The organism is Affinundibacterium nitidum, assembly GCF_014284155.1.
Lineage (GTDB): Bacteria > Pseudomonadota > Gammaproteobacteria > Burkholderiales > Burkholderiaceae_D > Undibacterium > Undibacterium nitidum.
This window is the reverse complement of record NZ_JACOFZ010000003.1, coordinates 92,430-113,228: the sequence shown is the minus strand read 5'-3', so window position 1 is coordinate 113,228 and position 20,799 is coordinate 92,430. Positions and strand designations below refer to the sequence as shown.

15 protein-coding genes are annotated in these 20,799 nt (G+C 47.8%); 13 read left to right on the top strand and 2 right to left on the bottom strand.

Annotation, left to right across the window (positions count from 1 at the left end):
• Positions 1 to 153 precede the first annotated feature (153 nt).
• The 12 genes from H8K36_RS10385 to H8K36_RS10330 all read left to right on the top strand — a co-directional run bounded on the left by H8K36_RS10385 (position 154) and on the right by H8K36_RS10330 (position 15,695).
• Positions 154 to 1,791, top strand: coding sequence for a TldD/PmbA family protein (locus tag H8K36_RS10385; protein WP_186916639.1), 1,638 nt, complete (start codon positions 154 to 156; stop codon positions 1,789 to 1,791).
• Between the two features lie 11 nt (positions 1,792 to 1,802).
• Positions 1,803 to 3,137 (top strand): TldD/PmbA family protein, encoded by a 1,335-nt coding sequence (locus H8K36_RS10380; protein ID WP_186916552.1) that lies wholly within the window; start codon positions 1,803 to 1,805, stop codon positions 3,135 to 3,137.
• Positions 3,138 to 3,238: 101 nt separating this feature from the next.
• The gene (locus H8K36_RS10375) at positions 3,239 to 4,876 is read left to right on the top strand and encodes a TldD/PmbA family protein (protein WP_186916553.1); all 1,638 of its coding nucleotides are present in this window, start codon (positions 3,239 to 3,241) and stop codon (positions 4,874 to 4,876) included.
• A 78-nt stretch (positions 4,877 to 4,954) separates the two neighbouring features.
• A complete protein-coding gene (locus H8K36_RS10370) occupies positions 4,955 to 6,283 on the top strand; it encodes a TldD/PmbA family protein (protein WP_186916554.1) in 1,329 nt (442 codons plus the stop codon).
• Between the two features lie 47 nt (positions 6,284 to 6,330).
• On the top strand, positions 6,331 to 6,951 hold the full coding sequence (locus tag H8K36_RS10365; protein ID WP_186916555.1) for a DUF4159 domain-containing protein: 621 nt from the start codon (positions 6,331 to 6,333) through the stop codon (positions 6,949 to 6,951).
• A gap of 2 nt (positions 6,952 to 6,953) precedes the next feature.
• Positions 6,954 to 7,946, top strand: coding sequence for an AAA family ATPase (locus H8K36_RS10360; RefSeq protein WP_408058393.1), 993 nt, complete (start codon positions 6,954 to 6,956; stop codon positions 7,944 to 7,946).
• Between the two features lie 43 nt (positions 7,947 to 7,989).
• Entirely contained in the window at positions 7,990 to 8,874 is an 885-nt protein-coding gene (locus H8K36_RS10355) for a DUF58 domain-containing protein (RefSeq protein WP_186916557.1), read from the top strand.
• The gene (locus H8K36_RS10350; protein ID WP_186916558.1) at positions 8,871 to 9,989 is read left to right on the top strand and encodes a hypothetical protein; all 1,119 of its coding nucleotides are present in this window, start codon (positions 8,871 to 8,873) and stop codon (positions 9,987 to 9,989) included. Before H8K36_RS10355 ends, H8K36_RS10350 begins: the two co-directional genes overlap by 4 nt.
• A complete protein-coding gene (locus tag H8K36_RS10345) occupies positions 9,973 to 12,084 on the top strand; it encodes a hypothetical protein (RefSeq protein WP_186916559.1) in 2,112 nt (703 codons plus the stop codon). The genes H8K36_RS10350 and H8K36_RS10345 overlap by 17 nt, the downstream gene beginning before the upstream one ends.
• The gene (locus tag H8K36_RS10340) at positions 12,081 to 13,748 is read left to right on the top strand and encodes a hypothetical protein (protein ID WP_186916560.1); all 1,668 of its coding nucleotides are present in this window, start codon (positions 12,081 to 12,083) and stop codon (positions 13,746 to 13,748) included. Before H8K36_RS10345 ends, H8K36_RS10340 begins: the two co-directional genes overlap by 4 nt.
• A 472-nt stretch (positions 13,749 to 14,220) precedes the next feature.
• Positions 14,221 to 14,778: a neutral zinc metallopeptidase gene (locus tag H8K36_RS10335; protein ID WP_186916561.1), complete on the top strand. Its 558-nt coding sequence runs from the start codon at positions 14,221 to 14,223 to the stop codon at positions 14,776 to 14,778.
• 116 nt (positions 14,779 to 14,894) lie between these two features.
• Positions 14,895 to 15,695, top strand: coding sequence for an SEL1-like repeat protein (locus tag H8K36_RS10330; protein ID WP_186916562.1), 801 nt, complete (start codon positions 14,895 to 14,897; stop codon positions 15,693 to 15,695).
• Positions 15,696 to 15,762: 67 nt separating this feature from the next.
• On the opposite strand, the gene H8K36_RS10325 is transcribed toward H8K36_RS10330, so the two are convergent.
• On the bottom strand, positions 15,763 to 17,040 hold the full coding sequence (locus H8K36_RS10325; RefSeq protein ID WP_186916563.1) for a Xaa-Pro dipeptidase: 1,278 nt from the start codon (positions 17,038 to 17,040) through the stop codon (positions 15,763 to 15,765).
• A gap of 545 nt (positions 17,041 to 17,585) precedes the next feature.
• Positions 17,586 to 17,795, bottom strand: coding sequence for a cold-shock protein (locus tag H8K36_RS10320; protein WP_186916564.1), 210 nt, complete (start codon positions 17,793 to 17,795; stop codon positions 17,586 to 17,588).
• Between the two features lie 558 nt (positions 17,796 to 18,353).
• Here H8K36_RS10320 and H8K36_RS10315 point away from each other — a divergent pair.
• Positions 18,354 to 20,765 (top strand): GspE/PulE family protein, encoded by a 2,412-nt coding sequence (locus H8K36_RS10315; RefSeq protein ID WP_230404524.1) that lies wholly within the window; start codon positions 18,354 to 18,356, stop codon positions 20,763 to 20,765.
• The last annotated feature ends 34 nt before the right edge of the window (positions 20,766 to 20,799 follow it).

Here is a 20,799-nt window from a genome sequence, read left to right as displayed (position 1 = left end):
GTTTAATATCCTATGGCGGTTTGATTGGTGAGTTTCATATCAAGGGTTTGCGTAAGGCTGAGGTTGAGATTTCAGTGTTTGGCTGGATCTGGCCGGTAGTCTTACGGAATCTCTCACATTACGGTGGCTTTTTCGGCCAAATCAGGAGACATGATGGAACGACGTGACTTTCTTAATTTGAGCGGTGCCGCATTAGGCACTTTCCTATTGCCAGCATATGCGCGTGCAATTACGGCAGATGAGCTATTGAAACCGGTTTCTAACCAGTTTCGTAAAGCACTTGCAGATACCGCATTGAATGCTGCCACCAGTGCTGGTGCGAGCTATTGTGACGTTCGTATTGGTCGCTATTTGAATCAATTCATTTCTACACGTGATTTGAACGTGGAAAATGTCGCTAACACAGAATCGGCGGGTGTCGGTATTCGTGTTATCGCCAAGGGCGCTTACGGTTTTTCCGCGACCAATGATATGTCTCCTGATGGCGTGGCAGCGGCCGCGCGCCAAGCTGTGGCGATTGCGATGGCGAATGCTAAGTTGCAAACGGAGCCGGTCCGCTTGGCGCCCGTTAAAGGCGTAGGTGAAGTAAGCTGGGTGACACCGATTAAGAAAGACTGGCGTACAGTACCGATCAAAGAGAAAGTCGACTTGTTGATCGCGGCCAATAATGCTGGCATGGAAGGCGGCGCGAACTTCATGCAGTCCGTCATGTTCCAAGTCAATCAACAGAAATACTTCGCTTCCACTGATGGCTCCTATATTGACCAAGATGTGCATCGTTTATGGATGCCAATCGCCGCCACTGCGGTTGATAAGAAGACTAATAAGTTCCGCACCCGCCAAGGTTTATCCGCACCAGTAGGTCGTGGCTATGAATATCTGGATGCGCGTCCTGAGGATAAAGTCAAAGCGGCAGGTGGTGTTGCTACACTCTACAAAAATTCCTACGACTTGATTGAAGACGCTCGCGCTTGCGGTAAGAGTGCTAAGCAAAAATTAACTGCCAAATCTGTTGTCCCTGGGAAGTATGATTTGGTTTTAAGTCCAGAGCATATGTGGTTGACGATTCACGAATCGGTTGGGCATCCAACTGAGCTTGATCGTGTTTTGGGATACGAAGCGAATTTCGCGGGCACTAGTTTCGCCACGATTGATAAATGGGAATCCAAAAAATTCAAGTACGGTTCCGACAAGGTGAACATCATCGCGGATAAAGTCGTACCAGGTTCCTTGGGTGCCGTAGGCTATGACGATGAAGGCGTTAAGACCAAACAATGGGACATCATTAAAGATGGTATTTTGGTCAATTACCAGGCGACCCGCGATCAAGTGCATATGATCGGTCAAAATGAATCGCACGGTTGTTCTTACGCCGATAACTGGAGCAGTGTGCAATTTCAGCGCATGCCGAATATCTCTTTGGCCGCAGGTAAAAAGCCTTTGACACCAGACGAATTAGTCAAAGATGTGAAGAAGGGTATTTACATCGTCGGTGAGGGTTCTTTCTCTATCGATCAACAACGCTACAACTTCCAGTTTGGTGGCCAAATGTTCTTTGAAATTAAGAACGGCAAAATTGGTGAACAGTTGGAAGACGTTGCTTACCAATCAAATACACAAGAATTCTGGAATGCTTGCAGCGCAACTTGTGACGAGCGTGATTGGCGCATGGGTGGTTCCTTCTTTGATGGTAAGGGCCAACCTTCTCAATCGAGCGCCGTTTCGCATGGTTCTAGTACCACGCGCTTTAACGGTATTAATGTGATCAACACTGCACGTAAAATCGGCTAAGGAAATCCATCATGAAACATTTAACGCAAGAAGAAGCAAAGAGCATCTGCGATAAAGTGATGTCGTTCTCAAAAGCAGATGAGTGTAACGTCCAAATCGGTGGTAGTCGTACAGGCAATATTCGTTTCGCTCGAAATGCGGTGTCGACTTCAGGTGTGGTCGCCGATACGCAAATGGTAGTGGCGGTTGCTTTCGGCAAGAAACAAGGGATTGCCACCATCAATGAATTTGACGATAAATCCTTGGAAAAGGTAGTGCGACGTGCTGAGGATTTGGCACGATTGGCGCCAGAAAACCCTGAGTTCATGCCAGCAGTGGGCAAACAGAGCTACAAAGAAACGCCAACTTTTATCCAAAAGACCGCTGACATCGATCCAGAATTCCGTGCACAAGTGGCGGCATATTCGATTGAAGCCTGCCGTAAGAAAAACTTGGTGGCTGCAGGTTTTTTCACAGATGTGACCTCGTTCTCGACTATCGCCAACTCTAACGGTGTATTTGGTTATCAACGCGAAACTGGCTTGGACTTTACCTGCACCGTGCGTACCGAAGATGGCCGTGGTTCAGGTTGGGTGAAACGCTCCATCGGCGATGCAAATCGTTTTGATGCACGGGAAGCGGCCGACGTCGCAATTGAAAAAGCCTTGCGTTCAATGGAAGCGAAAGCTCTCGAGCCGGGTCGTTATACCGTCATCTTAGAACCCGCGGCCACTTCTGATTTGATCGGTAATATGCTCGGTGGTTTCGATGCACGCTCAGCAGATGAAGGCCGTAGCTTTTTATCGAAAAAAGGTGGCGGTAATCGTTTGGGCGAAAAGCTTTTTGATGAACAAGTGAATATCTGGGCAGATCCTTGGAATCCAGATGTAGCGGTGTTGCCATGGGACGGCTCGATGTTGCCACGTGAGCGTACCGAAGTGATTAAGAATGGACGAGTCAATTCCCTCGAATATTCTCGTTACTGGGCGCAGAAGCAGAAAGTCGCTATGCGCGCTGGACATGGCAACATGATCATGGGCGGTACTGATAAGACTACCGCTGAGCTGATCGCCAATACCAAAAAAGGGATTTTGGTGACGCGAACTTGGTACATTCGTATGGTCGATCCACAGTCTGTCTTATTGACGGGTTTAACGCGTGACGGCACGTTCTATATCGAGAACGGCAAAATCATGTATCCGGTGAAGAACTTCCGTTTCAACGAAAGCCCTGTAACCATGCTCAATAATATTGAAGAAATTGGTAAGCCTGTGGTCATCGCTGGTGATGAAGTCCCTTATCAAATGTTGATTCCGCCAATGAAGGTCAGAGATTTCAATTTCACCTCACTGTCGGACGCTGTTTAATCGAAGAAAATAATTCAGCAAATATCTTCATGATGTTTGCTGAATTACTCGACCTTGAAATGAGATGGGCCTTACCGTGTAAAGCAAAATCAGGAGCAAAGATGGAAAGACGTGACTTTTTAAAGATCAGTAGCTATGCGGCAGGCACCTTGTTAGTGCCAGTATTTGGTAATGCAATTGCCGCTGAGGAATTGATGAATCCGGTCGCTAAAGCTTTTAAGAAATCTTTAGCAGATGCCGCAATGAACGCTGCGACCAAAGCGGGAGCGAGCTATTGTGACGTGCGCATTGGTCGCTATATCAACCAATTCATCACCACACGTGATACGCGGGTTGAGAACATCGTCAATTCTGAATCGATGGGAGTCGGTGTCCGCGTGATTGCAGGCGGTGCCTATGGTTTCGCTTCGACCAACGATATGACAGTCGATGCCGTGGCAAATATCGCTAAACAAGCAGTGGCGATCGCTAAAGCAAATGCCAAGTTGCAAACCGAACCCTTGATCTTGGCACCAGTAAAAGCTTTAGGTGAGGTGAGCTGGACTACACCGTTCACCAAAGATTGGCGCAAAATTCCAGTCAAAGAAAAAGCGGATATGTTGATCGCTGCCAATCGTGCAGGTTTAGAGGCCGGTGCCAGCTTCATGCAGTCAAACTTGTTCCAAGTGAATCAAGAAAAATATTTTGCTTCTACCGATGGTTCGTACATCGATCAAGATATCCATCGTCTGTGGGCGCCAATGACGGCGACAGCGGTCGATAAGGCGACTAATAAGTTCCGCAGTCGTGAAAGCTTATCCTCACCGGTCGGCATGGGCTTTGAATTCTTCGATGCAAATCCCAAAGATAAAGTTGCTGCGGCAGGTGGCGTCACGACCTTGTACAACCGCTCGGTTGATTTGATTGAAGAAGCGCGTGAAAGTGGGCGTCAAGCGCGTGAAAAGTTGAGCGCGAAATCAGTCGAACCTGGCAAGTATGATTTAGTCTTGAGCCCAGAGCATTTGTTCTTGACAATCCATGAATCGGTTGGCCATCCGACAGAATTGGATCGCGTACTCGGCTACGAGGCGAACTATGCGGGAACGAGTTTTGCAACGCTCGACAAATGGCGTTCTAAGAACTTTAAATTTGGGTCAGATCGCGTTAATTTCTTCGCTGATAAAACCACGACAGGTTCCTTGGGCGCGGTTGGTTATGACGATGAAGGGGTTCCTAGCAAGCGTTGGGACATTATTAAAGACGGTGTTTTGGTCAACTACCAAGCGACGCGCGATCAAGCACATTTGATTGATGAAAAAGAATCGCATGGCTGCTCCTACGCTGATAGTTGGAGTAGTGTGCAATTTCAACGTATGCCGAATGTGTCTTTGGCTGCTGGTAAAGCGCCACTGAGTCCAGACGAGATGATTAAGGATGTGAAGAAGGGTATTTACATCCTTGGACGCGGCTCTTACTCCATTGACCAACAACGTTACAACTTCCAGTTTGGTGGCCAACTGTTCTATGAAATCAAGAACGGCAAGATTATTGGTCCGGTCGAAGACGTCGCATATCAATCGAATACCCAGGAATTCTGGAATAGCTGTAGCGCAATTTGTGATGACAAAGATTGGCGCATGGGTGGTTCATTCTTTGACGGTAAAGGTCAGCCAAGTCAGGTCAGCGCAGTTTCCCATGGATCGAGCACAGCTCGCTTCAATGGCATCAATGTGATTAATACGGCGCGTAAGATTGGATGATGGTCTTTGGTCATCTGAGTTGATCTTGGGCGAATACATATGAGTTTTTCCTGTGTCGAATAATAGAAGGAAAATAAGATGAAACAAATGAGTCAAGAAGAAGCAAAACGTATCTGCGATCGCGTGATGGCGTTGTCGCGTGCGGATGAGTGTCGGGTGTCGATTCAAGGTACACGTGCTGGCAATATTCGTACTGCGCAAAACAGTGTCTCGACTGCGGGTTTGAATCAAGATACGCAGTTATCAGTAAGTGTTGCTTTTGGAAAGCGCCAAGGTACAGCCACCATCAATGAATTTGACGATAAGTCTTTGGAACGTGCAGTCCGTCGCGCCGAAGATATTGCACGCTTGGCGCCGGAAAACCCAGAGTTTATGCCAGCGGTGGGTAAGCAGGAATTCAAAGCATCGCAGACCTACTTCAAAGAAACCGCGGCGATTGACCCTGAGTATCGCGCAGAGGTTGCCGCGCAAAGTATCAGTTTAGCGAAAAAGAATAAGCTCATTACAGCAGGATTCTTCCTTGATACCGTGGGCTTTGAAGTGATTGCGAATTCGAATGGCGTGTTTGGATATCAAGAATCGACGAATCTGAGCTTCAGTTGCACCGCGCGTACCGAAGATGGTCGCGGTTCTGGTTGGGTAACGCGTTCTGCGAATGATGCGCGTTTGTTTGATCCTCGTGAAGCGTCTGAAGTGGCAATCGAAAAAGCATTGCGCTCTGTCGATGCAAAAGCATTAGAGCCAGGTCGCTATACTGTGGTGTTGGAGCCAGCCGCTTCTTCCGACATTCTCAGTTTCATGTTCAATGCTTTCGATGCGCGTTCTGCTGATGAAGGTCGTAGTTTCTTGTCCAAAAAAGGTGGTGGCAATCGTCTCGGCGAGAAAATGTTTGATGAACAAGTCAATATTTGGACTGATCCGTGGGATAAAGATGCACCAGTGGCGCCATGGGACGCTGGTTCTATGCTGCCCCGTGAAAAAATGTCCATGGTCAAGAACGGTAAGATTGAAACTCTGCAGTATTCCAACTTCTGGGCCAAAAAACAGGGCGTTGCTGCCCGCGGTCGTGCGGGGAATACCATCATGTCGGGTGGCGATAAGTCAACGGAAGAGCTGATCGCTTCGACCAAAAAAGGCATCTTGGTGACACGCACTTGGTATATCCGCTCGGTTGACCCACAGTCTTTATTGGTAACCGGTTTGACACGCGACGGCACCTTCTATATTGAGAATGGCAAAGTGAAACATCCAGTGAAGAACTTCCGTTTCAATGAAAGCCCAGTAACGATGTTGAATAATATTGAAGACCTGGGCAAGACCCAAGTCTTTGGTGACGGCCGTAAGATGGTTGTTCCAGCAATGAAACTACGTGATTTCAACTTCACTTCTTTGTCTGACGCAGTGTAATCCAAGTCGACAGGCAGACTTTATCTGCCTGTCGCAAAAATGTAAGCATGAGCCGATACGATTTTTATTTCACGCGTTTGATGTACGACTCAGGTGACTGGGATGTGGACATCCGTATGCCCAGTAATGTGCTGAACTCCTTAGTGGAGTACACGACTTTACGCGTGGATACGGTTGAGCGTGTGATCGCCCTGTCCGATCCCAAAATGCTGGAGTCGCCGTTCTGTTATTTGGCGGGACACAAGCTTGTGCAGTTCAATTCACAAGAACGTAAAAATTTGGAACGCTATGTGAAGGGCGGTGGTTTCTTGTTTGTGGACGACTGTAATCATGATATCGATGGTCTGTTTGCAAAATCGTTTGAAGCCGAGATGATCAAGATTTTTGGGATCAAAGCACTCAAGAAAATTCCTAACAATCATCCTTTGTATTCTTGTTTCTTTAAATTTGACGGCCCACCGAATACCAGCGTTGAGCTTAACGGTTGGGGTGATGATTTGGTTCACGACTATTTAAAAGCTATCGAAATCGATGGCCGTATTCGTGTCTTGTATAGCAATAAGGACTACGGTTGCGAATGGGACTATGACTTTCGCAATAAACGATTTTTGGCGATTGATAACACCCGTTTCGCCGTCAATATTATTCAGTACGCATTAGGAGCATGAACGTGCAAGCCAGTTGGAATGAACAAGAAATTGCCGACCTAGGTCAAAAACTTTCTGGCCTTACGGCCAGCATGTCTCAGGTGATCGTCGGTCAGAAAGATGTGATTGATTCCTTAGTCATTTGCCTGATTGCGGGTGGCCATGCTTTGCTTGAAGGGGTACCTGGACTCGGTAAAACTTTATTGGTGAAATCTTTGGCGCAGGCAACTGACTTACAATTTCGACGCGTTCAATTCACGCCCGACCTCATGCCTTCTGACATTGTTGGTACGGAGATATTAGAAGAAGATACGACGACACGCCAACGCGTGTTTCGTTTTCAGCCTGGGCCTGTATTCACCCAAGTGTTGTTGGCAGACGAAATTAATCGAGCTCCGCCGAAAACACAATCAGCTTTGCTTGAGGCGATGCAAGAGCGTTCGGTGACATTTGCAGGACAGACGCATCGTCTACCGCAGCCCTTCTTTGTGTTAGCCACACAAAATCCGATCGAGCAAGCTGGCACCTATCCATTGCCAGAGGCGCAGCTAGATCGATTTCTTTTACGCATCGATGTAGGATATCCCACTGAGGAAGAAGAGATTGCCATGGTCTCGCGTACCACCAACGCGGGTATCGGCGAAGCGACGGCTGCGATGGATGTCGCGAGCCTCGTGCGTTTACAGAAGCTTGTACGCGAAATCGAAATTGGCGAACATCTCTTGCGTTATGCCACGCGCTTGATTCGAGCGACACGTCCACAAGAAACTCAGGTGGAGCGTGTACGCCAGCAGGTAGGCTGGGGTGCGGGGCCACGCGCTGGGCAAGCATTGGTGTTGGCTGCAAAAGCCAGAGCCTTTATGCAAGGGCGTTTGGCGGTAACGCGTGATGACATTGGCGCCATGCTTTTGCCGGTATTAGCGCATCGAGTATTACGCAATTTTGAAGCAGAGGCAGATGGCGTTGCAATAGCCGACATTTTGCTGGCGATTCGTGAACAGATTCAAGTTGCTTAAAGTCTTTAACCGCTGAAATCGCAGCTGATAGCCTCATCCCATTATGCTTGATATCGCCACCCTCCTGGCTCACAGTAAAGATCTTGAACTCATCGTCCGTCATGTCTTGGCGGGTTTGGGTCATGGTCTGCAAGCAGGTCGCGAACGCGGTGCAGGTGTCGAGTTTTCGGAGTACCGTGCCTATGCGCCGGGCGACGAATGGCGTCGAGTCGATTGGAAGCTGCTAGCACGTAACGATCGATACTATGTGCGTGAAGCTGAGCGCGACAGCCACGTGGCGGTGTGGTTTTGGTTAGATGCTAGTGCGTCGATGAATGAATTAAGCCAGCGCTTTCCTCATGTTTCCAAGTTAGCCTATGCGCGTGCTGTAATAGCTTGTCTTGCCGCAGTGGCCCAACGACAAGGTGATGCCTTCGGTTTATTAATCGCTCATCATGGGCGTATTGATTACACTCCTGCCTCGCGTGGTCCACGCCAGTTGCAGCGCTTGATGTCACGTTTGAATCTGATCGAAGCGGGCGGTGAATTACCCGATAGCGATACGATACGTTCACATCTGCATTTTGCACGAGCACCGAGCGTAGTATTTGCTATTGGTGATTTTATCGATGCGGCTTCGGCGACCACCGAAGCACTAATGCGTTTGCGCCGGATGCAGCATGATGTGAGAGCCTTGTGCTTGCGTACCGAAGCCGAAGTTAAGGCCGATTTTTCAGGGGATATCAGTTATTGTGATCCTGAGGCGCCAGCGCATTGGGTCGCCTTTGACCGTAATGCAAAAGACGCGTATTTGCAAAGGTCTCAAGCTCACTTTGATCAATTGCGCGCGAGCTGCCGTAGCACAGACATTCCCTATTTAGAAGCCTGCATTGAAGATGATCCAGCGAAGACCATACGTGCCTTCTTACGTCGGGCGGGACGCGTATGAGTCTGCTATTTACTTGGTGGTGGGTAGGTCTTCCCTTATTGGCTTTGCCCGTTTGGTGGCATAGACAGCGTCGACAACAACTGTCGGCGAAGTTCTTGGCGACAGCACGCTTTTTGGCACAGACAGATCCGCGTCTACAAACTGTATGGCGTTGGCGTCAGCTGCTGTTATTAGCAGTGCGACTGCTGATCCTGGTATGTTTGTTAGCGCTGGTTGCAGGTATTTTTTACCGTGGTCGTAGCGATACGATTTTTATTTCACAGAACGCAGATAAGAATTGGGTGCAACAGCAATTGACCCAGTTAGCAAAGGAGGAAGGCACAAAATGGTCATCGGCCACAATTGAGAATGTTTGTTCCTCGCCTAGCTGTTCGGTTCAAACCGATCAGATACTTTCGTGGCTTGCGCTGCATCAGCACGAGTGGAAGATCGGCAGTCGTTGGCTGGTGTTGGCGAGCGCAAAAGATGGCCAAATGAGTGCGTCTTTACCAAAGTTTGAACATGCACTTGAGCTGAGAGTTGCACCAAGTTCGCGACAAGATAAATCCGCCCAAGTCACTATTCCTATCGTCGTAAAGAGTGCGCGCTTCTCTGATTGGCAGGCATGGTTCAAAGTATTTGAACAAACGCTCGACGGCCAATTGCATTTCGAGGTGCGAGAGCAATGGGATAGGAATATACCTGCAAGCCTAGTGATTTGGGAAAGCGCCTTGGCACCCACATCGGAATGGCGAGCGCCTTTGTGGTGGGTCAGTGAGGCTTCAGCATTCTCGTCATCTAGCAAAGAGGCGAAAGAGACGGAAGTGTTGAGTGAGCTAGGACTTCAAACTTTCGATAGTTCTCAAGGGCGAGTGTGGCTGAAGTCGACAAAGGTCGATTGGCCACTGTATGACATGGCTGGGGCCAAACGGTTATTTGAAGCTTGGCGCAGTTTGCAAAACCGACCTCAAGGGTTTCCCCTGCAAGCGATGTCGGTGCCTGCATCGACCGCAGAAATCAGTAGTGTGAGCGACTTTCCAGTTGAAAAGAAAGCGAATTTAGATCGTTATTGGATTTTTGCCTTGCTGAGTTTGTTTTGCTTAGAACGGATAGTGAATCATGCACGACGCACTTAAGCATCTCCGTTCATCGCTATTTTTTGCTGTGCTGCGTCAGCGTGCCTTACTGTACATCGCGTTTGCAGCTCCTTGGGTAGTGGCCCAATACTGGCCTGTGCTCGTTGCCTTGCTGGTTGGTTTTGCTATTGATGGGTGGCGATGGCATAGACATGTCGAACACCATTTGGTAAGTTTTCTGAATGCCTCGTGTGCAGAGCTTGAAGATAGTAGCCAATTACTATGGCAGGCGGAGACTAGCATCGCACGTCTGCAGCAGCAACGTTTATGGCAACGCCTAGAGAAGGTTTTGAATAAAGAACGTATTCGGCTCATGGCGCAGCAATTGCACCAATTCGGATGGACGTGGCGCATAGCCTTAGTGTTTAATTTATTGTTGGCCGGAATTGTCTGGATGCAGTTTTTCCACACGCCAGTATTTTCAAAGACTTCGACTCCAGTGCGGTCGAGTGTCGCAATTGCCCCGTCAGATTTGCGTCTGAAAGTCGTGCCGCCAGCCTACACCGGCATAGCTGCTTTCGAATCCGAAGCGAAAGAGTTGAATATTCCTGAACACAGTCTAATCACATGGTGCGTACAGCAATCGCAACTTGGAAATACATCAAGCATGAGCCAAGAAATTCGTTTGAGTGATGGACAAACGCTCAGCCTTTATCCGGAAGCAAAAGAGAAGAGCGGAAATCACTGTGTCAGTTGGGAGGCGAGCGAGAGCGTATTTTGGACGTGGAGCGGAGACCCTAAGGCGCAACGTTGGAACTTGAAAGTGAAGTTGGATCAGGCGCCTATAGTTGAGATACAAAAGCCAGTCGAGATGCTGCAAGTGCTGAGTGTCGACACTAAACAATTCACCATCGCCGTGCGCGTAGCCGATGACTATAAAATCAGTAACGCTACTTTGCATTTAACATTAGCCCGTGGAAGTGGCGAGAATATTCGCTTTAGTGATAAAGAAGTCGCCTTGCCGCAAGGGACTGATCCGCGCGTTCGAATTTGGCAGAAGCAGTGGACACTGAACGAACTTGGCATGGAAGCTGGCGATGAATTGTATTTCTTTGTGCGAGCCAGCGACAATGCGATGCCCGCGCCGCATATCACCACTTCCGCAACTTACACAGTGCGCTTACCTTCACCGGAAGCGAAAGAAGAGCAGACCTCGGTCTTGCCGATCTTGGTGAAGCCAGAATCACTGCGCAGCCAGCGACAAATTATTATCGACACTGAGCAATTGGTGGCCGATATGAAAGCTAATTCAAAGATAAATCCTGATGCCATTCGTGCTCGTAGTGAAACCATTGCAAATGATCAGGCGGCCTTGCGTCGTCGTTATGGCCGATTCTTAGGCGAAGAGTCAACTTTGTTTGGCGAAGAAGCTGAAAGTGAACACGAGGAACATGGCGATCAACATAATGCGGGTGAATATAAACCGGTCGATATGGCAGCTGCTTATGGTCATGCGCATGATCAAGCGGAAAACGCGACCTTGTTTGATGAAGCGACTAAAAAGATTTTACGGAAAGTGCTGGCAGCCATGTGGGACGCTGAAAAATCTCTACGCTCCTTAAACCCCACAACAGCCTTAGCGCCTGAGAATAAAGCTTTAGAAGGCATTAAGCAATTACAGCAAGCGGACCGCATCTATCTACATAAAGCAGCTTTTACGCCACCAGTAATTAAGGAAGAAAAACGGTTGACCGGAGATGTGCTGGAAGCGAGAAATTGGAAATCTAAGCCATCGAATCTTGTGGATCATATTCCATTAGAGATTCGCGAATTGATACAAGACCTGTCACAAGCTAAACCGTTGCCAGCTCTTTGGAGTAAAACGACAAGATCTTGGTTTGCTCAAACATTAAAAGATGAAGAGCAAAGATTGGCCGCACAAGCCGCTGTACAAGATGTACTCGATGGATGTGAGCCGTGCCGCGCACCGCTACGGGCTTGGCTACGTTTGTCTTTAGGCGAAGGGCGCTTGCTCTTGCAAGCCCCAGAGACCCTGCGTGTACTCGATGAGCAATCTGCGAACAAAAGTCGCATGCAAAAGGCATGGAAAGACTCAGGCTTATTGCTTGAATCAAACGTAGGAGCGAGCAAATGAATTGGCTCAACGGCATGCTGAGTATCATTCTGCTTGTGCTCACTGGGTGGTCGATGAGGCGCTATGTGCACTCATTGGATAGGGCATTAGTCTTGTCAGCAACTCTGTGTTTACTTGCGATATTGTGGCAAGAGCAATGGGAGCCGTGGATACAGAAGCAATTGCCACAAAGTGCGTCTACCACCTTGATTCTCGATAGCGATAAAGTATCGGAAGTAACCCCGAATTTGCTATTGCAAATCGAACACGCTCAGCAAATTCAACTGAAAGGTGAGGGCTATCGTCAAAGTCAGTGGCATGACATTCCGGCGAAGCGTTTGCAATGGCAAGTGCCCACCAATAAACCAGCATTGCAATTGGATTCCGACCCTCGTGTGGCTCTAGGCCGCGAATTCGAATTGCGTATCAAACGTGAGACAGCAAGCATGAAACCAACGGGTACTTGGCGTGCGCAACTTTTGGCAGAAAATGGAGTACTCTTAGTTGAGGAAAAAAGCCGAGAATCGAGCGTGAGCTTAAGATGGTTGGCGCCCGTTGCGGAGCGTATGGTTCTGCAAGCCAAGGTGTTTGATGAGAACGACCAACTGATCGACTCTGGGCCAATTCCTGTCGAAGTTAAGGCGCTTGATGCTTTGCAAGTATGGGGCCGTTTTGATGCATCGTCATTTGATGCTCGATCGCTACAAAATTTACTGCGGCAAAGCCAAGCCGTACTCGACTGGCAAACGCGTTTGGGTAAAGACATTCAACACATAGAAGCACCTATCGCTGATGTCACCAAGATGGACTTGATGATTACTGATGCTGCGTTTCTTGAGCAGCAAAGTGGAGCATCGCTGCAGAAAATATTGGCGCAAGTCGCACAAGGAAAGACCTTGATAGTGTTGGGCGCCAATGCGAATCAGACTAGCTTTTGGAACCAGCGTTTTGAGCTAGCCTTGCAAGCGGTAAATCAAACAAAGGATGCTGAGGTCGTGGTCGATGTGAGTGGGTTTGGCAGTATGAGCTTAAGCCCGAACGCTTTTGCGGTAACGCCAAGTGCGGCAAGCAAGCGCGCTATGTGGCAGGCATATCCGCAAACAAAGGGAAGCTCAGCTTGGCTATGGCAGCGTTCATGGCTGCGAGGGCGCATTGCTTGGATCGCCGTTAGTGATTGGCATCGTCACGCTATCGCGACACCCCAAAAATTGACAGCTTGGTGGCAGCAGGTTCTTGACCAAGTTCATCAAAGTGAAGACGAGCAAGTGCGGTGGGCATTGCATGAAAAAATGCCGATCGCCGGTGAACGACAAGTCGTTTGTGTGCAGGGAGTTAGCCAAGGAACAGTGGCAACAGCCGAGACTGAAAAGCTTGCTCTCAAAATCTACGATGGAGCGATAGATCAATTGTGCGCAGCATGGCGACCGAGCCAAGCAGGCTGGCAGGACTTCAGTCTATCAGCACCAGAATTGAAGGAAGCCAAACATAATGCATTCTATGTTTATCCAAATGAGGCTTGGCCAAGTTGGCAGCGGCAATTGAAAGTACAAGCCACACGGACATTTGCGCAGCGCCTGCCTGCAAATGCGGCATCGACTATGCCACAGGTTCCACTATGGCCTTTGTATTTACTGACTGCATTACTCTTGTTGGCACTCTGGAGGCGCGATACGCGCCGTACCTAGCTCTTGGCAATTTAACCGGCACTCATTAAATTTAATTTGCTGAAAGCGAATTCGTTAAAATTTAGTTCGAATTACTTTGATAAGATAGAGTGCTCGCTAAATAAAATTCATATTAACAAGCAAATCAGTTGTCATTTAACTACACTTGTTTTTATCATTATATCTTTGATGAAAACAGGATAAGTCCATAATAAAATTCATCGCCTAACCCAGCTGGATAAATCTTCTCTCTCTTTTTCGGTGTAAATACCCGTACCTTGAAATGCGGCAAGCTTCTTAACGATGTCTTCGCAGTTTCATGTGCGATGAACAGCTTTTCAATTCATCTCATTTCGATTCTACTCAAGCTCCGTTGGTGCGAATTCTCGAGCCAATACGTGATGCTGTGAGACGGAAAAAATTGTCCTTCTCTCCAGTATCTTTATTCTTCAGGGCCTACGTAAGAATGGGTCCGAATCTAGGAGGAAGTAACATGAATAAGAAGCTGAAAGTAGCATTGGCGTTAGTCTTTGGTTTGACTAGTGCCGCTCAAATTGCTTATGCGATGACCGTCAATTCAACCTACATCAACAATACGGGAAATGAGATCCGAGGAATTTTTGGGCGTTATTCCAATCCAACGATTTACGTGGATCGTAGAGCTTGTGGGGAATCTCAGCTGTCTGCATTTGCATGTGGACCTTATACCATCAGTGTAGGAAGTTCCTTTTTGCAAAATGCAGAGAATAACTACGGCAACTACGCAGCGAAAGCAATCTTGGGCCATGAGTGGGGGCACACGATTCAATTTACTTACAACATTAATCCAGGTCAGCCCTATATGGAGTTACAAGCAGACTGCGCTGGCGGCTCTTTCATCCGCTATGCAGTTGATAGCTTGCGTTATCCTAATTTCCTAGCAACAGCAGTCAGTACGGCGCGCGCGTATGCGGGTGGCGATCATGGCACCCCAGCTCAACGGGATTACTACACGCGATGGGGCTACACGAACGGCATTTCTAAATGCCTCAATAATTTACCGCGAGTTTAAGTCTTCAAATAGACGATGTAGGTAGATGGCGAGAACCGCTGACTCACCAGGCCTTCGGTTCTTGCTCAAGTAGAAAATTAAGAAGAATAAAGAAATCGAAAAACGAGGAGCATGACATGAATAAACTGAACATAGCACTCGCGGCGGTGGGCGTGCTCTTGGCCGGTTCAAGCTATGTGTTTTGGCAGTCGTTGAATGCCCAGGAACAACAAGAGCTTGCTGTCGCCAGCCGGAACGCCGCTACTGGGAAAGATAAAATTGAATCGCCGAGTAGCCTTATGCATGAAGCGGGAAATCATTCTCACTCACAGGGAAATTTGGCGAACCCATGGCAGGCATCGCCCTTTCAGCTTTCTGGCGACCAGGTAAAAGTCCCTGATTTCGGGCCCATAGCGAAGCTCGATCCAACGAAAGTGCCAGAACCAGAAAGAGAAGTGGTTTCAGCAGAGGAACTTGCACGGCGCAAGAAAATGTCGGATCTGGGGTACATGGTGCCAACCGATTATTACACCAAGGATCTTAAAACATTGAAGCAGTTGGCGAAGTCGGGGGATGCCTATGCCATGGTACATCTCGGCGAAAAATACTATTTTGAGTTGAATGGACAGACGAATAATCCCGAATTTGAGCAGGGTGTTGATTACCCAGCGGCCGCCAAGCAGTCGTTTAAAGATGCCCTAGTCGCAGGCAATGTGCGTTCAGCGGGCATTATCGCTGAGCTCTACTTTCAGGAGAAAAATTCGACCGAAGCTTATGCTTGGCATTTGATCTCAGATCAATTGGGCGATGACATCAGCGCCAATTGGTTTCGTCGAACCGACATGGCCCAACAAGCGACGCCACAAATAAAACAAGCCGCTGCTGCTCGTGCTGCGCAGATTATGAGTGAGTTGAAACTCACCAAAAAATCAAGCTAACTATCCAATAAAAAAGCGCGAACTTTTTAGGTTCGCGCTTCCTAGCTAGTTAGAGCTATTGCAATTCTTACTTGCCACCGCCCTTAACCACTTCGCCAGCTTTTATTACGACGGCGACATTTTCTAACAGACGCACGTCTTTACTTGGGTCACCTTTGACAGCAACCATGTCAGCAAAACGGCCCGCCTCGATAATGCCGACATCTTTGCTAGCCAATGCTTCTGCTGCGTTGATGGTAGCAGCTTGAATCGCTTGAACCGGCGTCATGCCATATTTGACCATGGTCGCGAACTGTTTCGCATTGTCACCGTGAGGATAAATGCCGGCATCGGTGCCGTACACCATTTTCACACCAGCAGCGTGGGCTTTGCGGAAGCCTTCGCGCTGAATGTCGGCAACTTCGCGGTCTTTACGCAAATTGTCTTCCAACACGCCGTTCTTTTTGCCTTCTGATTGCGTGTAGTCCGTGTTGTAGATATCCATCGACAAATAAGCGCCGTGCTTTTTGGCGAGGGCAATACCTTCGTCATCGATCAAACTTGCGTGTTCAATAGTGTCGACACCCGCACGAATCGCATCCTTAATTCCGGAACTGCCGTGAGCATGCGCTGCTACACGCAAGTCCCATTGATGTGCTTCTTCGGCAATTGCCTTCATCTCGGTCAAACTTAATTGCTGTTGACCAGGTTCCGTATTGTGTGAGAACACGCCACCAGTCGCACAAATCTTAATGACTTGCGCGCCGTACTTACGCAATTCACGTACGCGTTTGCGGCCTTCCTCTGGGCTATCTGCATTGTAAGGACTACGTTGATTCATCGAAGGCGGGAAAAACGTCGAGTCGCAATGGCCACCTGTAGCGCCGAACGAATAAGCTGCAGTGACAATACGCGGTCCGCGTACTTTACCTTCATCAATTGCTTCACGTAGGCCCACGTCATTCCAAGCGTCTGAACCCACATTGCGCACTGTGGTGAAACCTGCATCTAGAGTGCGGCTTGCGTGTGGAACAGTGATGATTGACCAGAAACGATCATTGAACTGTAGCGTGTTGTAACCGCCATAAGTTGGGTCACTATCAAGATGCACGTGCATGTCAATCAAACCAGGGACCAAGGTCATACCAGCGAGGTCGATCTTCTTGGTCTCAGCACTGACGCTTTGGGCACCCTGTTTAACGCTGACGATGCGACCATCACGCACGAGAATCTGCGGATTAGCGATCATTTTTCCAGTGCGAACATCGAGCATTTGGCTCGCTGAAATCAGCACATCGGCCGCTTGTGCGAAAGCTGAAAAACTCAAAGCTGCGGCAACCGCCGTCAAGGAAAAAGCAAACTTCATAGAAAACTCCAGTGATTAGGAAAAACTCAGCAAATGCTGAACGCCGCCCAGTATCGCGTGTGTGTGAAGTATGGTCAAACCATCGCAGCTAAATTGACGTGTGCTACCAACATTCTCATCGTAAATGAGTAAATTGAAAAGCAAAAAGCCCACCAAATGGCGGGCTTCGTGAACAACAATTAGTATAAAAAAGCATGCATCAACTTTCCATAACACCGATGCTATCTGCGAAGTGTGTCATGTGATCTCAAGCCCGTGCTATCTGCATGGTGCTCTTACAAAAGTTGATTGCGGCGGGTTCGTTCCGCTGTTCTTATTCTGTGTTGGGTGAGTCTGCCGCATCCGGTACGGCATACCGTTACACCATTTTCGCTTGCCCACACTATCTGTGTGGTGCTACACGCCGGTGAGAACGATGAGGCAAAGCCTCAATCACTTTTTCTTTGATTGCGATCTACGAACTATTGTCTTCCCAACGCTATCTGCGGAGTGGTTAACGCGAGTGCGAGATGCAATGGCGAATCTCTGTCTCAATTAAAAATTGATTACAAAACCTGAATATTGCTGGCTTTGTCGCCTTTTGGGCTGGCAGTGCGTTCAAAAGAGACGCGCTGATTTTCTGAAAGGCTTTTGAAACCATTGGATTGAATGTCCTGGAAATGGGCGAACAGATCCGCACCACCTGTATCCGGTGTAATAAAACCAAAACCTTTTGCGTCATTGAACCATTTGACGATGCCTGTTTGCTGACTCATGTTATTTCCTTCGTGTTGTCTGATCTAACTCGATTTCCTCACCGATCGAATCGGGATAGAAACAAGTTGAGATCTATTTTCTTGAAGCAAAGATGAAAAACGTTTCGCACAAAGTATGTGCGTACGAACTTCAGTTTGCCGTTGGACGAAATTGTCCGGTGGCACTGAGAACCAAGAGATGAAACCGAAGGAGAACAAACAGAACGACTAGAAGAGAACAGCCATGCGGAATTGGGACCAACAAGATTACGACCTGATACAAGTACAGGGCGGAATATACATGCCTTTGCGAAAATCACCTAATCTTTTTTAAAAATAATTGCGTGCGATGCGAAAAAAGCTATTCTCTAAGGGAGTGCCGCGCAAAAAATCTGTAGTTTTAGATAAGGCACTAATTGAAAAGTGCTGAATTAATGCTTTTTTGTTGCGATCTGACCCTAGCGATACTCTCTAAAGCGCGATTTCTTGCTGCTTTGAGTGATAATAGGCAGTAGAAAATCAGGCAATAAACATGGATTTTTTTGCCATGGCTTTGAGTGAGAATCTGAGGACCTCGATTTGAGTGATCCCCAATTAGAAATGCGAGAGACAAACAAAATGCAGGTGAAGCAAGCTTTTGTAACGGGAATGGATAAACCGCTGACTTCGGCACAGCGTTTAATTTTCTTTAAGCGTCTGCAAACTTTAACGAATAAGATCCATGCGACGAATGCGGTGGATCAGATCATGCTGGATCTCACAGCAGATATTTGTGATTTGTTTGATTGTGATCGCTTGACCATATACGCGGTAGCGCCCGATGGCAAAAATTTGATTTCAAAAGTGAAGAAAGGTCTTAACTCGTTCAAGGACATTCGCTTGCCGATTTCTGATCAGAGTATTGCTGGTTACGTTGCTGGGCACCGTGAAACTCTATGTATTCGCGACGTCTACGATGAAAATGAGTTATTACAGGTTTCTCCACAACTGCATTTCCAAAAAGCGATCGATCAAAAAACAGGGTATCGCACGCGTGAAATGCTAGTAGCGCCAATCATCGAAGCTAAGACAGGACAGCTGCTCGGTATTATTCAATTCATTAACAGCCGACATGGCGACCCATTTACGATCATTGCCCAAGAAGGCGTGAAAGAGTTATGCGAAACCTTATCGATTGCGTTTTCGCAAAAAAGTAAAAACGTTCAAATACCGCCCTCAAAACTCAATTATTTGGTCACGGAAGGCATAGTGTCGATTGCCGAGTTTGAGACAGCGATCGCCAACGCGCGACAAAAACAACTTGATCTAGAAGACGTGTTGATTGATGAGTTTCAAGTGCATCCAGAACAGATGGGTCATGCTTTAGCCAAGTTTTTTAACGTTGAATACGAGAGCTATCGTGCCGACCGGGTGGTTGATATCGAGTTGGTCAAGCGCTTAAAACGTCAATACGTGGACGAGACCGGTTGGTTGCCAATTGCCGATGAAAAGGGTGGCATGACTGTCTTGGCATTAGACCCCGAGCAGGTGAAAGCAACTCGAGTAGTGAGTATGATTTTCCCCGGCCTGCCATTGCATTTTAAGGTGACGACTAGACGCGAGTTCAAGCAAACGGTAGATCAATTTTTTGGTCAAACAGCGAATTCAGGATCGGTCGATGAACTGCTTTCGGGCTTAGAAGAAGACGATGAAGAGAGCAGCGGTACCAGCAGTAATGATGTTTCTGCTGCAGTAGAAAATGAGTTGGTCAAGTTGCTCAACAAGATTATCATCGATGCGCATCAACAAGGCGCTTCCGATATTCATATTGAGCCACGCCCCGGCAAAGAAAAAACACTGATACGCTTCCGTAAAGATGGTTCGCTGACGCCCTATATTGAGATTCCAGCCAGCTATCGCAATGCACTACTGGCGCGTATCAAGATCATGTGTGACCTCGATATTTCCGAGAAGCGCAAGCCACAAGATGGCAAAATCAAGTTTAAGAAATACGGCCCACTCGATATTGAATTACGTGTAGCAACGATTCCCTCAGCTGGTGGTATGGAAGACGTGGTTATGCGTATTTTGGCCGCGGGTGAACCTATTCCGCTCGATAAATTAGGCATCTTGCCGCACAACTTGAAGCGTCTCAAAGATGTGGTCGATAAGCCTTATGGGATTTTCTTTGTATGCGGACCGACAGGCTCGGGTAAAACCACGACCTTGCACTCGGTGTTGAATTATCTCAATCGCCCTGAAACCAAGATTTGGACGGCTGAAGATCCAGTCGAGATCACACAAAAAGGCCTACGCCAAGTTCAAGTGAATCGCAAAGCAGGGATGGATTTTGCGACAGTGATGCGCGCTTTCTTGCGTGCGGATCCTGACGTCATCATGGTCGGTGAAATGCGCGATAAAGAAACGGTATCGATTGGTCTGGAGGCTTCACTCACAGGTCATTTAGTGTTCGCGACTTTACATACGAATAGTGCGCCGGAATCGATCATCCGTTTGCTCGATATGGGCATGGACCCCTTCAATTTTGCCGATGCTTTACTCGGTATTTTGGCGCAGCGTTTAGCTAAGCGTTTATGCAGCAACTGCAAAGTCGCCTACCAACCAGGCAAAGAAGAAATCGCCAGCTTACTCAATGAGTATTGTGCAGAGCTTTTACCGACGACGGAATTCCAACAGGGACCAGATGCCGCAAAACTCAAAGTGCTCAAGCACTGGATGCGCACGTATGGCGACGAAAAAGGTCAACTCAAACTGTATCGTGCCCAAGGCTGTGACAAATGCAGCGGCGGTTATAAAGGTCGTGTCGGTTTACACGAATTGATGGTAGGAACTGATCCTGTCAAAAAACTGATCCAGGAACATGCACGTGTATCACAGTTGTTTACCGCAGCCTTAGAAGACGGCATGCTTACGTTAAAGATGGACGGTATTGAGAAAGTTTTGTCTGGAATTACGGACATGAAACAAGTGCGAGTTGTCTGTATCAAATGATGATCAAAGTGCGTTAAAGCTTTTCTTCACAAAT

What these genes read in the sequence shown, in the direction of transcription:
- H8K36_RS10355 (WP_186916557.1), top strand. Translation starts at nt 7,990, where the DNA reads ATGCTTGATATCGCCACCCTCCTGGCTCACAGTAAAGATCTTGAACTC.
- H8K36_RS10325 (WP_186916563.1), bottom strand. Translation starts at nt 17,040, where the DNA reads ATGAAGTTTGCTTTTTCCTTGACGGCGGTTGCCGCAGCTTTGAGTTTT.
- H8K36_RS10350 (WP_186916558.1), top strand. Translation starts at nt 8,871, where the DNA reads ATGAGTCTGCTATTTACTTGGTGGTGGGTAGGTCTTCCCTTATTGGCT.
- H8K36_RS10370 (WP_186916554.1), top strand. Translation starts at nt 4,955, where the DNA reads ATGAAACAAATGAGTCAAGAAGAAGCAAAACGTATCTGCGATCGCGTG.
- H8K36_RS10385 (WP_186916639.1), top strand. Translation starts at nt 154, where the DNA reads ATGGAACGACGTGACTTTCTTAATTTGAGCGGTGCCGCATTAGGCACT.
- H8K36_RS10320 (WP_186916564.1), bottom strand. Translation starts at nt 17,795, where the DNA reads ATGAGTCAGCAAACAGGCATCGTCAAATGGTTCAATGACGCAAAAGGT.
- H8K36_RS10345 (WP_186916559.1), top strand. Translation starts at nt 9,973, where the DNA reads ATGCACGACGCACTTAAGCATCTCCGTTCATCGCTATTTTTTGCTGTG.
- H8K36_RS10335 (WP_186916561.1), top strand. Translation starts at nt 14,221, where the DNA reads ATGAATAAGAAGCTGAAAGTAGCATTGGCGTTAGTCTTTGGTTTGACT.
- H8K36_RS10380 (WP_186916552.1), top strand. Translation starts at nt 1,803, where the DNA reads ATGAAACATTTAACGCAAGAAGAAGCAAAGAGCATCTGCGATAAAGTG.
- H8K36_RS10365 (WP_186916555.1), top strand. Translation starts at nt 6,331, where the DNA reads ATGAGCCGATACGATTTTTATTTCACGCGTTTGATGTACGACTCAGGT.
- H8K36_RS10375 (WP_186916553.1), top strand. Translation starts at nt 3,239, where the DNA reads ATGGAAAGACGTGACTTTTTAAAGATCAGTAGCTATGCGGCAGGCACC.
- H8K36_RS10340 (WP_186916560.1), top strand. Translation starts at nt 12,081, where the DNA reads ATGAATTGGCTCAACGGCATGCTGAGTATCATTCTGCTTGTGCTCACT.
- H8K36_RS10330 (WP_186916562.1), top strand. Translation starts at nt 14,895, where the DNA reads ATGAATAAACTGAACATAGCACTCGCGGCGGTGGGCGTGCTCTTGGCC.